Origin of the sequence: Cellulomonas chitinilytica, assembly GCF_016862675.1 — a bacterium.
Lineage (GTDB): Bacteria > Actinomycetota > Actinomycetes > Actinomycetales > Cellulomonadaceae > Cellulomonas > Cellulomonas chitinilytica.
Genome location: NZ_BONK01000001.1, coordinates 424,421 through 437,969, shown reverse-complemented (window position 1 = coordinate 437,969; position 13,549 = coordinate 424,421). Strand labels below are relative to the sequence as shown.

The following is a 13,549-nucleotide window of genomic DNA, read 5'->3' as shown; positions in this document are numbered from 1 at the left end:
TTGTCGCACGCGGTTCCCCTGCACGTCGCGCTGGTCGGGACCCGAGGGGTCCCCGCCCGGTACGGCGGCTTCGAGACCGCGGCCGAGGAGGTCGGGCGGCGGCTCGTCGAGCGCGGCCTGCGGGTCACCGTGTACTGCCGCACGGCCCGCGGCGAGCCGCGCGAGGACCGGTTCCTCGGCATGGAGCTCGTCCACCTGCCGGCGATGCGTCGCCGCTCGCTCGAGACCCTGTCGCACACCGGCCTGTCCGTCGGCCACCTGGTCGGTCACCGGGTCGACGCGGCGATCATGTTCAACGCCGCGAACTCGCCCTGGCTGCCGGGCCTGCGCGCCGCCCGCATCCCCGTCGCCACCCACGTGGACGGCCTCGAGTGGAAGCGCGCCAAGTGGGGGCCGTCGGGCCAGCGGTACTACCGCACGGCCGAGGCGCTCGCGGTGCGCTGGTCGGACGCGCTCATCGCCGACGCCGCCGGCATCCAGGACTACTACCGCGCCGAGTTCGGGGTGCCGACCGAGCTCATCAGCTACGGCGCCCCGCGGCTCGTGGACCTGCCGCCCACGCGGCTGACCGAGCTCGGCCTCGAGCCGCAGGGCTACCACCTCGTCGTCGCGCGCTTCGAGCCCGAGAACCACGTCGACCTCGTCGTCGAGGGGTACGTCGCGAGCGGCGCCCGCCTGCCCCTCGTCGTCGTCGGGTCGGCGCCGTACGCCGACGAGTACACGGCCCGCGTGCACGCCCTCGCCGACGACCGCGTCCGGCTGCTCGGTGGCGTGTGGGACCCCGAGCTGCTCGACACGCTGTACGCGCACGCCCGCACCTACCTGCACGGCCACTCCGTCGGCGGCACCAACCCGTCCCTCCTGCGCGCCATCGGCGCAGGCACGGCGACGGTCGCGTACGACGTCGGGTTCAACCGGGAGGTGCTCCGCGACGACGGCCGGTACTTCGGGTCGCCGGCGGACGTCGCCACCCAGGTCGAGGCGGCCGAGGCCGACCCCGACGACTGCCTGCGTCGTGGGAAGGCGCTCGCGGTGCGGGCGCTCGACTACGACTGGGACGTCGTCGCCGACCGGTACGAGGACCTGGCCCGCCGGCTGGCGTCCCGAGACCTGCGCCGCACCCGCGGCGGAGGCCGTCGCAGCGGTCGCGGGACCGCCGCCGTGAGCAGCCGGGTCCCGGCGGAGGTCGCATGAACCCCACCTACGGTCAGGCGCTCGCGCAGCTGCGCGGCGCGCAGAAGGCGGTCGCCCGGTCCGCCCCGGCGTACTCGCGGTTCGTGAACCGCCGCTGGGGCCGGTACCTCGCGGCCGGTGCGGCGTCGCGCGGGCTCTCGCCCGACGCGGTCACCGGCATCTCCGCGCTGTGCACCGCAGCCGGCATCGCCGTGCTCACCCTCGTGCCGATCTCGGTCGGGTCCGGGGTCGCCGTCGCGTTCCTGCTCGCCCTCGGCTACGCGTTCGACTCCGCCGACGGCCAGGTCGCCCGCCTGCAGGGGCGCAGCTCGACGGCCGGCGAGTGGCTGGACCACGTGGTCGACGCCGCGAAGTCGGTGCTCCTGCCGCTCGGGCTCGGGGTGGCGCTGTGGCGGTCCGACGAGGTCGACGACCGCTGGGTCGTGCTGCCGCTCGTCTCGACGGTGGTCACCAGCGTCCTGTTCTTCGCGATGATCCTCACCGAGCAGCTCCGGCGCGTGCACGGCGTGCGGTCGAAGGCCGACACCGACCCCGGGTCGCGGTCCTGGGTGCGGGCGCTGCTCGTCGTCCCGATGGACTACGGCGTCCTGTGCTGGTCGTTCGTGCTCCTCGGCGTGCTGCCCGTGTTCCTCGGCGTGTACGCCGTCATCACGGCGGCGTCCGGGCTGTTCCTGCTGCTCGCGGCCGCGAAGTGGTACCGCGAGCTCGCGGCGCTCGACGCCGTCCGCGCGGCCGGGACCGGGTCGTCGTCCCCCGAGCAGGTCCCGGCATGACGCGCGTCCCGCAGACCGCGGCACCGGCCGCCGCCACCCGCACGCTGCACGTCGTCGTCGCGATGCTCACGTACCGCCGGCCCGACGACCTCGCGGCCGCGGTGCCCGCGCTGCTCGCGCAGGCCGGGTCCGTGCCCGACGACGTGCGGCTGCTCGTCGTCGACAACGACCCCGACGCGTCGGCGCGCCACCTCGTCGAGGCGAGCGGCGCCGACTACCTGCACGAGCCCAGGCCGGGGATCGCGGCCGCGCGCAACGCCGCGATCACCGCGACCGCCGACGCCGACGTCCTCGTGTTCATCGACGACGACGAGCGCCCGGTCGACCGGTGGCTCGAGCTCCTGCTCGCGACGTACCGGGAGACGGGCGCACCGTGCGTCGTCGGACCCGTCGTCTCCGAGTTCGCCGCGCAGCCCGACGCGTGGGTGCGTGCGGGGCGGTTCTTCGACCGGCGGCGCCTGCCGACCGGCACACCCGTGACCGTCGCGGCGACGAACAACCTGCTGCTCGACGTCGCGACGCTGCGGGCGACCGGGGTGCTGTTCGACGAGGCGTTCGGCCTCAGCGGCGGCTCGGACACGCTGTTCAGCCGCACCCTCGTGGCCCGCGGCGTCCGCATGGTGTGGTGCGACGAGGCCGTGGTGGTGGACGTGGTCCCCGCCGACCGGTCCACCCGGACATGGGTGCTGCACCGCGCCCGCCGCAGCGGCAACTCCGCGAGCCGGTGCGCCGTGGCGCTCGCCGGGAGCTCGGCGGGTCGCACCCGGGCGCGGGTCCGCGCGGTGCTCGAAGGATCGGTCCGGGTCGGCGCCGGCGCGGCCCGGACGGCGGTCGGTGCGGTCCTGCGCTCGCCCGAGCACGACGCCCGCGGGCGCCGGACGCTCGCGCGGGGCACCGGGATGGTGTCGGGCGCGGTCGGCCACGTCGTCTACGACTACGCCCGGAGCTAGAGGGGTTGCTGTGAGTTCACCCGGACGACGCCTTTCGGCCATGTCGCATTTGTCTGTAACGTCCCCCTCAATCGACTTCGTCGGTGAGCCCTCGATGGCGCGGGTGTTCGTCACCATCTCGCAGAGGAAGGCTCGCGCATGATCACCGGCTACGCGCCCGGCGCCTACGACCTGTTCCACGTCGGGCACCTCAACCTCCTGCGGCACGCCGCCGCGCGGTGCGACCACCTGATCGCCGGTGTCGTCGACGACGACACCCTCGAGGTCACCAAGGGCATCCGCCCGGTCGTCCCGATCGCGGAGCGCCTCGAGATCGTCAGGTCCATCAAGCTCGTCGACGACGCGGTCGTCGAGGACGTCCCCAGCAAGCTGGAGATGTGGGAGCGGCTGCGCTTCGACGTCATCTTCAAGGGCGACGACTGGCGGGGGACCGACAAGGGCCGCCGCCTCGAGGCGATGTTCGCCGAGGTCGGGGTCGAGGTCGTCTACTTCCCGTACACGATGCACACGTCGAGCACCGCGCTGCGCCGCGCGCTGTCGCGGCTCGACGGGGCGGTCTACGCGAGCGCGGGCCAGTAGCCGGCGGCACGTGACGTCACGAGGGGCGGGACCGGTCGACGGTCCCGCCCCTCGTCGTCTGCGACCTGCCCGGCCGGACGCACCTGCCCGGCCGGCGTCGTCAGGCGATCTCCACCTCGGTGTGCTGGTGGGGCAGCGGTGCCTCGTCCGGTGCGGCGCCGGTGGCCGGCGTCCCGTTGACGCGGACGCGCGCCGCCCCCGCAGGCACGGGCTCGTCACGGCCGTCGGCCGGCGCGTCGCCGTCCGACGTGCGACCGCCGTCGGCGTGCGAGTGACGTCCCGTGGGCTCGTCCGGCCCCACCGGGAGCTCGATCGCGGGCGTGCCCGCCCCGTCCGACGAGGACGGCGCGTGGGCCGGTGCCGCGGCCGGTGCCGCAGGTGATGTCGCAGGTGATGTCGCAGCGGGTGCCGCAGGCGCGGCGACCTGCGCCGGCGCGACGTCCACGGCCGAGGCCGCGACCAGCGGCACCTCGGCCGTCTCGGTGGCGACGTCGGTGGGTCCGTTCCGGTCGGCCCGACGCGGGATGCGCGGCCGGCGCCGCGGCTCCATGTACCCGTAGGACGTGGCGCGCCGCTTCCGGGGCCCCCCGTTGAGCACGAGCCCCAGGCAGGGGGCGCCCAGCGTGTCGAGGGTCGTCAGGGCCTCCTGCAGGTGGTGGCGGTCCACCTTGCGGGCCCGCGCGACGACGATCGCGCCGTTGGTGCGACGGGCCAGCACCGCGGCGTCGCTCACGGCGAGGAGCGGCGAGGTGTCGACGATGACCATGTCGTACGTCGCCTTGGCCTCCTCGAGGAAGGCGGCGATCGCGGCCGAGTCGATGAGCTGCGTGGGGTTGGGCGGGACCCGGCCGGCCGTCACGACGTCGAGCCCCTCGATGCCCCACGGCTGGCGGACGTCGGCGAGCGTGGCCTTGCGCGCGAGGATCGTCGTGAGCCCCACCTCGCCCTCGAGCCCGCAGATGCGGGCGACGGCGGGGCGCCGCAGGTCGGCGTCGACGAGCAGCACACGCCGGCCGGTGTCGGCGAGCGCGAGCGCGAGGCTGACCGACGTCGTCGACTTGCCCTCGCGCGGCACCGTCGAGGTGACCACGAACGCGCGCACCGGGTCGGTCGAGTCGAGGAAGTCGAGGTTGGCCCGCACCCTCCTGTACGCCTCGGCGAGCGCGCCGCGGGGGTGCTCGATGATCGTGCGGGGGCCTTCGGTCGAGATCGACCGGTCGTGCGGGATGAGGCCGAGCAGCGGCCGCGCGGGCTCGCGCGGGAGGTCCGCGGTGCCGCGCACCTTGGTGTCGAGCCGGGCCCACGCCAGGGCGATGGCGAAGCCGATCGCGAGGCCGAGGGCGCCGCCGGTCGCGACGAGCAGCTTGGTGTTGGGGGAGAACGGCACACCTGCGGGGGTGGCCTCGCCGACCATGGTGATCTTCACGCTCGCGACGCCGTCCGCCGACGTCGGGGACAGCGACTCCACGGTCTCGGACAGCTGGTTCGCGACCGCGTTCGCGACGTCGGACGCCCGCTGGGCGGACCGGCTCGACGCGGAGATCTCGATGAGCATGGTGTCGAGGGGCGCCTCGGCGTGCACGACGGACGCGAGCTGCTTGGCCGAGACCGGCAGGTCGAGCTCGTCGATCACCGGCTCCAGCACCGCCGGGACGGTCGTGAGCTGCACGTACGACTCGACGAGGTTGCGCGTGTACGTGGACCCCTGCACGAGGTCGGCCACCGTGTCGCCGCGCGCGAGGGACACGAACACCTTCGCGGTCGAGCGGTACATCGGCGTGCTCGCCTGCGCCTGCTGGTACCCGATGCCGGCGCCCAGGACCGCCAGCACCACGATGACGTACCAGCGCTTGCGCAACGCGGCGAGGTACTCGCCGATCTCCATCCGACACTCCTTCGGTCTCGCCACGGGCGGTGCGGGCGCGGGTGGCATCCGCAGCTCCGGGACGACCTCCCCTCGGCCCTTCGGTCGTCGAACGCTACGGGGGGAATGCAGCAATTCTGGCACCAGTGCCGGAATTCACCCGATTGTCGCGAGGGTGAACAACGGTTCTGCACGGCTCGTCCACACCTACACTGACGCGGGCGCCGACCCGGGCGCCCCGGTGCGGACGGCGGTTGGTGCATGAGCGACGAGACGGTTCCCACCCCCGGCCGACCGGCCTGGGTCCTGTGGACCGGCGCCGGCGTGCTCGTCGTCGCGGTCGTGCTCGCGGTGGTGCTGCTCGTGCGCGGCTCGGGCGACGACGCCGCAGGTGCCGCGTCACCGAGCGCGTCCTCCTCGGCCGCGTCCGCGTCGCCGACGGCATCCACGGCCCCGTCGGCGTCCGCCGAGCCCGAGCCGTCCGCCACCGCCGAGCCGGGCGACGGGCAGGCGCAGCCCGGCGTGCCGGGGGCGACGCCCGGTCCCGACGGCCGCCCCACCGCAGCGCCGGTCGCGCTCGACGCGCCCGCGCAGCCGGCCGACGGCGTCACCACGCAGCTCGTCTCGATCGAGCCCGTCACCGGTGAGGCGACGCTGCCCGGCGAGGTCGGTGGCCCGTCGCTGCGGTTCACCGTGTCGGTCGTCAACCGGTCGGGTCCCGCGCTCGACCTGTCGGCTGCCGTCGTGAACGCCTACACGGGGGACGCCCTGGCGCCCGCGACCCCGCTGCTCAAGCCCGGCGGCCGGCCGTTCCCCGGTCAGGTGGCCGCGGGCGGCTCCGTCACGGGGGTCTTCGTGTTCAACGTCCCGGAGGCGGAGCGTGGGCACGTGCGCCTCGAGGTCGATCTCGGCCCTGACCTCACCGTCGTCCTGTTTGAGGGGTCCGTCCCCCAGTAGGGGGATTCACCCGATCTGGACGACAGTTCACCCGGGTGCTTATGACCCCATATGTCCGAACTCACCTAAAGTCGCTCCCGATCGTCTACGGCCCGCCGACCCCGGCGCGGGACCGCTGACGCGTTCGGAGGGAACTCGATCATGGTGGGACCGTCGAAGCTGTCTCGACTGGTAGGGCTGCTCGGCGCCGGTGCGCTCGCGATCACGGGCCTCCTGGTCGCCAGCCCCGCGCAGGCCGACACGGCACCGCCGAACCCGGCGGACCCGGTCACGGTGAGCGCCGACGCGCTGCCGACGGCGCAGATCAACGGCGTCGTGTGGAACCAGCAGGTCGTGGGCGACACCGTGTACGTCGGCGGTGAGTTCACGCGGGCCAGGCCACCGGGCGCGGCGGCGGGGACGAGCGAGGTCGTCCGGAACAACATGATGGCCTACAGCCTCAGCACGGGTGCGCTCAACACCTCGTTCGCGCCGAACTTCAACGCCGAGGTCCGGGACCTCGCGCTGACGCCGGACGGGACCAAGCTCGTCGCCGTCGGCGCGTTCACGACGGTCAACGGCGAGAACCGCTACCGCGTCGCCGCGTTCGACACCGCGACGGGTGCGCTCGTCAGTGCGTTCCGGCCGACCGTGAACTCGACGATCAGCGCCGTGGCGGTCACGAACTCGACCGTGTTCATCGGCGGCAACTTCACCTCGACGAACGGCCAGGCGCGCACCAAGGTCGCCGCGCTGCGGCTCGACAACGGCGCGACCCTGCCGATGTCCGCGGACCTCGTCGACGGGTCGGTGCAGGCGATCACGGTGGCGCCCGACGGCGCCTCGATCGTCATCGGCGGCTCGTTCACCTCGGTCGACGGCTCGTCCAACCCGGGCTACGGCCTCGCGCGGCTGGACTCGGCGACGGGCGACATGCTGCCCCTGCCGGTGAACACGCAGATCCGCAACGGCGGCGACGAGTCGGCGATCCTCAGCCTCGAGACCGACGGCGACACGTTCTACGGCACCGGCTACCACTTCGGTGGCGGCGGCAACGTCGAGGGCACGTTCGCGTCCGACTGGGCGACGGGAAGCCTCGTCTGGGTCGAGGACTGCCACGGCGACACGTACTCGTCGTACCCGATGGGCGACGTCATCTACTCCGCGAGCCACAAGCACTACTGCGGCAACTCGGGCGGGTTCCCGCAGACGAGCCCGTGGACGGTGTACCGCGGCACGGCGCTGACGAAGGCCGCGACGCGGGTCAACACGGCGGACATCTACGGCTACCCGGACCACGCCGGCCAGCCCTCCCCGACGATCCTCAACTGGTACCCGACGATCAACACCGGCACCTACACCGGCAAGTCGCAGGGCCCGTGGACCGTCACGTCGTCCGGCAAGTACGTGCTGTACGGCGGTGAGTTCACGCAGGTCAACAACACCGGCCAGCAGGGTCTGGTCCGCTTCACGACGATCGACCAGGCGCCCCTCAAGCAGGGACCGCGCCTCCAGGGCACCAACTGGCCCCTGACCGTCTCGTCGGTCGCGTCCGGTGAGGTCCGGATCGCGTGGAACACCAACTTCGACCGCGACAACGAGACGCTCACGTACTCGCTGTACCGCGCCAACACGACCTCGCCGCCGATCTTCACGCAGACGGTGTCGACGACGTTCTGGAACGTCCAGACGATGAGGTTCAAGGACACGGGCCTGACTCCCGGCAGTTCGCAGAGGTACCGGGTCTACGCGACCGACCCGAACGGGAACACCGTCGGCTCGGCCTGGGTCACCGTCACGGTCAGCGACGCGGTCCTGTCGCCGTACGCCGCGAAGGTCCTCGACGACAACGCGACGAACTACTGGCGCCTCGACGAGCCGAGCGGCTCCACGTCCGTCATGGACTGGGCCGGCAACAGCGACATGGTGTCGCAGGCCGGCGTGACGCGCGGCGTGGCCGGTGCGCTCGGCAGCACCGACGCGGACCTGGCGTCCTCGTTCAACGGCACCCAGACGGGTCTCGCGGCGACGCAGACCGCGATCACCGGTCCGCAGAGCTTCGCCCTCGAGGGCTGGTTCAAGACCACGACGACCGCCGGCGGCAAGATCTTCGGCTTCGGCAGCGCCAACACCGGCAACAGCGGCAGCTACGACCGGCACGTCTACATGGACACGGGCGGGCGCGTGCTGTTCGGCGTGTACCCGGGGTCGTCGAAGACGCTCTCCACGACCGCGAGGTACAACGACGGTGCGTGGCACTACGTCGTCGCCTCGCTCGGCGCGGACGGCATGAAGCTGTTCCTCGACGGCAAGCGGATCGCCCAGCGCTCCGACGTCACGTCGGCGCAGGCGTACTCCGGCTACTGGCGGATCGGCGGCGACAACTCGTGGAGCGGCGCGCCGTACTTCAACGGCTCGATCGACGACGTCGCGGTCTACAGCGCCCCGCTCACGACGACGCAGGTCGACGCGCACTGGGTCGCCGCGGGTCGCACCTCGACGGCTCCGCCGGCCCCGGCCGACACGTACGGCGCCGCCGTGTACAACGCCCAGCCCGACCTGTACTGGCGGCTCACGGAGCTGTCGGGCAGCACGGCGAACGACGCGAGCGTCCTCAACAACCCGGGCACGCTCACCGGAGGGTTCACCCGCCTGCAGGCCGGTGCGCTCGTCGGCCAGAGCTCGAACTTCGCGGTGCGGTTCAACGGCAGCAACGCCCTGCTCGCGAGCTCCGCGCAGTTCAACGACCCCGCGGTGTACTCCGAGGAGCTGTGGTTCAAGACGAACACCACGAACGGCGGCAAGCTCATCGGCTTCGGTGACGCGGCGACCGGTCTGAGCAGCAGCTACGACCGGCACGTGTACATGGAGACGGACGGTCGCCTCACGTTCGGCGTCTGGACGGGCCAGGCCAACACGATCACGACGACGGCCGCGTACAACAACAACGCGTGGCACCACCTCGTCGCGACGCAGGGTCCCGACGGCATGAAGCTCTACGTCGACGGGGTGCTGCGCGGCACCAACCCGCAGACCGACCAGCAGGCGTACGCCGGTTACTGGCGGGTCGGCGGCGACAACACGTGGGGTCCGCAGCCGTGGTTCGCGGGCACGATCGACGAGGTCTCGGTGTACTCGACCGTCCTCTCGCCGACCCAGGTCGCGCAGCACTTCGCGCTCGGCTCGGGCACGACGGCCCCGAACGTCCCGCCGACGGCGGCGTTCACGGCGACCCCGACGGACCTCTCGGTCCAGGTCGACGGCACCGGCTCGAACGACCCCGACGGGACGCTCGCGTCCTACGCGTGGAACTGGGGCGACTCGACGGCCGACGGCTCGGGCTCGACCGCGTCGCACACGTACGCCGCCGACGGCACCTACACGGTGACGCTCACGGTGACCGACAACCGTGGCGGCACCGCCTCCACGACGCGCACGGTGACGGTCGCCGCACCGCCGCCGAACCAGCCGCCGGTGGCCGCGTTCACCACCGCGGTGAACGTGCTCGCCGTGCAGGTCGACGGCACCGGGTCCGCGGACGGCGACGGGAACATCACGTCGTACGCCTGGAGCTGGGGCGACTCGACGCCGGGTGCGACCGGTCCGACCGCGTCGCACACGTACGCCGGTACCGGCACCTACACGGTGACGCTCACGGTCACCGACGACGATGGCGCGACCACCTCGACGTCGCACGACGTCTCGGTCACCGCCCCGCCGCCGAACCAGCCGCCGACCGCGGCGTTCACCTCGGCCGTGAACCTGCTCGGCGTGCAGGTCGACGCCACCGGGTCCATGGACGGCGACGGGAACATCACGTCGTACGCGTGGGGCTGGGGCGACTCGACCGCCGGCGGGACCGGCGCCACGGCGTCGCACACCTACGCCGCCGCGGGCACCTACACGGTGGCGCTCACGGTGACGGACGACGACGGCGCGACCGGCACGGTCACGCACGACGTCACGGTCACGGCCCCGCCGCCGGGCACCCCGTTCGTGCAGGACACGTTCACGCGGACCGTCGCGAACGGCTGGGGCTCGGCGACGACGGGTGGCGCGTGGACGACGGTCGGGACGGCGAGCCGGTTGTCGGTCGCGGGCGGTCGCGGTGTGCTGACCGACCCGGTCGGCGGCACGGTCGGCGCGTACCTGGGCTCGGTCGTGCAGACCAGCTCGGACGTGACGGCCACGCTCAGCACCGACCGGCTCTCGACGGGCACGTCGTACGCCACGCTGCAGGGCCGTCGGGTCGGCAACGACGCGTACGGCGCCCGTGTCCGCCTGGGTGCGGACGGCTCGATCCAGCTCCACGTGACCCGTGAGGTCGCGGGCACCGCGACCGCGGTGGCCGGTGGCGCGGTGACGGGCCTGACGTACGCCGCGAACGACCAGCTCCTGGTCCGGACGCAGGTCGAGGGCGTCTCGCCCACGACCGTGCGGGCCAAGGTCTGGAAGGCCGGCACGACCGAGCCGACGGACTGGCGCGTGACCATCACGGACACGGCGGCCAGCCTGCAGGCCGGTGGCGGCGTGGGCGTGACCGTCTACCACGGCGGCACCACGGGCAACCCCGCGGTCGCCTTCTCCTGGGACGACCTGACGGCGAAGGCCGTCGGGGCGGTGACCCCGCCGCCCAACGCGGCGCCGACCGCCGCGTTCACGGTCGGGGCTAGCGGCCTCACCGCGAACGTCGACGGCACGGGCTCGTCGGACGGCGACGGCTTCGTCGCCTCGTACGCCTGGGGCTGGGGCGACTCCACCGCGGCGGGGTCCGGCGCCACGGCGTCGCACACGTACGCCGCGGCGGGCACCTACACGGTGACGCTGACGGTGACGGACGACGACGGCGCCACGGCGTCGACGACGCAGTCCGTCACGGTGAGCGCCGCCCCGCCGGTCGACGACGCGTTCGTGCGGGACGACTTCGCCCGCACGGTCGCGAACGGCTGGGGCTCGGCGACGACCGGCGGTGCGTGGACGACCGTCGGGACGGCCAGCCGGCTGTCGGTCGCGGGCGGCCGCGGTGTGCTGACCAACCCGGTCGGCGGCACGGTCGGTGCGTACCTCGCGTCGGTGTCGCAGACGAACGCGGACGTGACCGCGACGCTGAGCACGGACCGGCTGTCCACGGGGACGTCGTTCGCGACGCTCCAGGGCCGTCGGGTCGGCAACGACGCGTACGGCGGCCGGGTCCGGCTCGGTGCGGACGGCTCGATCCAGGTGCACGCGACGCGTGAGGTCGCCGGGACCACGACCGCCCTCGGCGGCGGTGTGGTCACGGGCCTGACGTTCGCCGCGAACGACCAGCTCCTGGTGCGCACGCAGGTCCAGGGAGTCTCGCCGACCACGGTGCGGGTCAAGGTGTGGAAGGCCGGCACGACCGAGCCGACCGACTGGCGTGTGGTGGTCACCGACTCGTCGGCGACGCTGCAGGTCGGCGGCGGCGTGGGGGTCTCCGTCTACCACGGCGGCACCACCGGCAACCCGGCCGTCGCGTTCTCCTGGGACGACCTGGTGGCGCGACCCGTGCAGTAAGACGGGCACGGCACGACAGCGACCCAGGGAGCACGGGCCTGAGCACCGACTGTCAGGCGCACGGGCCTGAGCACGGACTGTCAGGCGCACGGGGTACGACGGGCGAGCTGCCCGGCGTGCCCCGTGCGTCGTTTCCGGGTCGGGGGTCCAGGACCGAGGTGCGGGCTCGTCGTCCTCGGGGCGGGGCGGGCGCGCAGGGCACTCGGGGGTCGGCACCCCGGGGTCGGCACCCGGCCGTCGGACCCGGGGGTGGAGCCGTGTCGTTGCGGGCGAGGACGCCCGATGCCCTGGGTCTTCGCTCAGGCGTCGTCGGCGGGCGCGGCGCGGCGCACGGCGAGGAGCCCGACCGCGAGCGCGAACAGCACGACGGAGCTCGTCAACGGGCTGAACAGCACGTTCCAGAGCGTCCGGATCGCCAGGTACGTCAGCAGGGCGCTCGCCGCATGTCGGCTGAAGGCGAGCGTGTAGCCGCGCAGCACGACCCACAGGGCGTACAGCGCGACGGCGAGCCCGGCGAACCCGAACTCGGCCCACAGGTCGGCGGCGGTGGAGTGCAGCTCGATCCCGCTGCCGAACATGTACCGCTCGACGTACCCGTTGTCGGGGTTGTAGCGCAACGACGCCATCCCGGACTTGGCCTCGAGCAGGTCCTGCGTGTTCGGCATGACGCCGACGCCGAACCCGTACGGGCGGTGCTCGACGAGCGCGACGGTGGCCCCGAACTCGGGGCGGGCGCCGGCGATGAGCGAACCCGAGAGCGCGATCTGCTCCTCGGTGCGCTCCTGGGCGTCCTTGCCGAGGTAGCCGTCGAGGATGGCGGCCTGCCCCAGGTAGTACAGCGCGACGCACAGCCCGCCGACGAGCACCACGGCGCGCACCCGGGAGACCGCCTTGGACCCGCGGCGCCGCCACGCGACCTGCTGGAGCGTGATGACGGCGGCGAGCAGCAGCATCGCGGCGGTGGACCGGCCCCCGTTGATCGCGGACATCCCGGCGAGCGCGAGGGCCGTGACGACCTGCAGCCACCCGCGCCGGGACATCCATGCGAGGCCCAGCAGCAGCACGGTGAGGGGGATCGCGAACCCGAACCGCCACGGGCTCTCGGCGAACCGGCCGCTGCGGTCGATGCCGAGCAGCATGCCGAAGCCGAACAGCGACGCGACGGCGGCGTCGGACATCCGGGTGCGTGCCCACACCACGACGCAGGCCCCGAGCACGGCGTTGAGCAGCACGATCACGCCGTTGACGGCCATCCGGGTGGTGGTGTGGTGGTCCTGCGACGCGAGCTCGGTGAGCCACACCCCGACGACGATCGCGACGCCGGTGAGCAGCAGCAGGGTGCGGACGTCGTGGAACAGCCGGGTGGACCGCCACCACACGGGCGCGAGCGCGACGGCCATGAGGGTGCCGAGGGTGAGCGCCTGGTAGAGCGGGCGCTCCATCCCGGTGGCGACGAGCGCGACGGCGGCGACGGCGGTGGTGGCCGTCACTCGCGTGCGCAGCAGCGGCCGACGCTCGGGGACGCGCTCCGACGGAGGTGGTGCGGCGGGATGCCGGGTCCCGGGCGTGGCGCGGCCGTGGTCGTCCGCGCCCTCCGGCACGGCCACGGTGGCCTCGCTCACGTCGCCCGGCCTCCTGCTCGTCGTCCGACCGTCCGTCGGTCTGCTCGTCGTCTGTCTGTCCGTCGTCGGTCTGCTCGTCGGCGGCAATCGTCGCAC

At 73.3% G+C, this 13,549-nt stretch carries 8 protein-coding genes; 6 read left to right on the top strand and 2 right to left on the bottom strand.

All coding sequences use genetic code 11. The annotated features are described in order from the left end of the window. The 4 genes from Cch01nite_RS02035 to Cch01nite_RS02020 all read left to right on the top strand — a co-directional run bounded on the left by Cch01nite_RS02035 (position 1) and on the right by Cch01nite_RS02020 (position 3,496). Positions 1 to 1,194 carry a DUF1972 domain-containing protein gene (locus tag Cch01nite_RS02035; RefSeq protein WP_239069728.1) on the top strand — a complete coding sequence of 398 codons (1,194 nt, stop codon included), beginning with the start codon at positions 1 to 3 and terminating at the stop codon, positions 1,192 to 1,194. Then, the gene (locus Cch01nite_RS02030; protein WP_203747844.1) at positions 1,191 to 1,967 is read left to right on the top strand and encodes a CDP-alcohol phosphatidyltransferase family protein; all 777 of its coding nucleotides are present in this window, start codon (positions 1,191 to 1,193) and stop codon (positions 1,965 to 1,967) included. Before Cch01nite_RS02035 ends, Cch01nite_RS02030 begins: the two co-directional genes overlap by 4 nt. Continuing rightward, entirely contained in the window at positions 1,964 to 2,917 is a 954-nt protein-coding gene (locus tag Cch01nite_RS02025; protein WP_203747842.1) for a glycosyltransferase, read from the top strand. Before Cch01nite_RS02030 ends, Cch01nite_RS02025 begins: the two co-directional genes overlap by 4 nt. A gap of 138 nt (positions 2,918 to 3,055) precedes the next feature. Further along, positions 3,056 to 3,496, top strand: coding sequence for an FAD synthase family protein (locus tag Cch01nite_RS02020; RefSeq protein ID WP_203747839.1), 441 nt, complete (start codon positions 3,056 to 3,058; stop codon positions 3,494 to 3,496). A 100-nt stretch (positions 3,497 to 3,596) separates the two neighbouring features. Here the strand turns inward: Cch01nite_RS02020 and Cch01nite_RS02015 are convergent, their stop codons facing one another. Further along, entirely contained in the window at positions 3,597 to 5,381 is a 1,785-nt protein-coding gene (locus Cch01nite_RS02015; RefSeq protein ID WP_203747835.1) for a tyrosine-protein kinase domain-containing protein, read from the bottom strand. A 240-nt stretch (positions 5,382 to 5,621) separates the two neighbouring features. On the opposite strand from Cch01nite_RS02015, the gene Cch01nite_RS02010 reads away from it, so the two are divergent. Together Cch01nite_RS02010 and Cch01nite_RS02005 are read left to right on the top strand one after the other, a co-directional pair. Beyond that, on the top strand, positions 5,622 to 6,317 hold the full coding sequence (locus tag Cch01nite_RS02010) for a hypothetical protein (RefSeq protein WP_203747832.1): 696 nt from the start codon (positions 5,622 to 5,624) through the stop codon (positions 6,315 to 6,317). A gap of 141 nt (positions 6,318 to 6,458) precedes the next feature. Further along, positions 6,459 to 11,831, top strand: a complete 5,373-nt coding sequence (locus Cch01nite_RS02005; RefSeq protein ID WP_203747829.1) for a PKD domain-containing protein — start codon at positions 6,459 to 6,461, stop codon at positions 11,829 to 11,831. 299 nt (positions 11,832 to 12,130) lie between these two features. Here Cch01nite_RS02005 and Cch01nite_RS02000 read toward each other — a convergent pair whose 3' ends face one another. Next, the gene (locus tag Cch01nite_RS02000; protein ID WP_203747826.1) at positions 12,131 to 13,453 is read right to left on the bottom strand and encodes an O-antigen ligase family protein; all 1,323 of its coding nucleotides are present in this window, start codon (positions 13,451 to 13,453) and stop codon (positions 12,131 to 12,133) included. Positions 13,454 to 13,549: the final 96 nt, after the last annotated feature.

What these genes read in the sequence shown, in the direction of transcription:
- Cch01nite_RS02030 (WP_203747844.1), top strand. Translation starts at nt 1,191, where the DNA reads ATGAACCCCACCTACGGTCAGGCGCTCGCGCAGCTGCGCGGCGCGCAG.
- Cch01nite_RS02010 (WP_203747832.1), top strand. Translation starts at nt 5,622, where the DNA reads ATGAGCGACGAGACGGTTCCCACCCCCGGCCGACCGGCCTGGGTCCTG.
- Cch01nite_RS02005 (WP_203747829.1), top strand. Translation starts at nt 6,459, where the DNA reads ATGGTGGGACCGTCGAAGCTGTCTCGACTGGTAGGGCTGCTCGGCGCC.
- Cch01nite_RS02020 (WP_203747839.1), top strand. Translation starts at nt 3,056, where the DNA reads ATGATCACCGGCTACGCGCCCGGCGCCTACGACCTGTTCCACGTCGGG.
- Cch01nite_RS02025 (WP_203747842.1), top strand. Translation starts at nt 1,964, where the DNA reads ATGACGCGCGTCCCGCAGACCGCGGCACCGGCCGCCGCCACCCGCACG.
- Cch01nite_RS02015 (WP_203747835.1), bottom strand. Translation starts at nt 5,381, where the DNA reads ATGGAGATCGGCGAGTACCTCGCCGCGTTGCGCAAGCGCTGGTACGTC.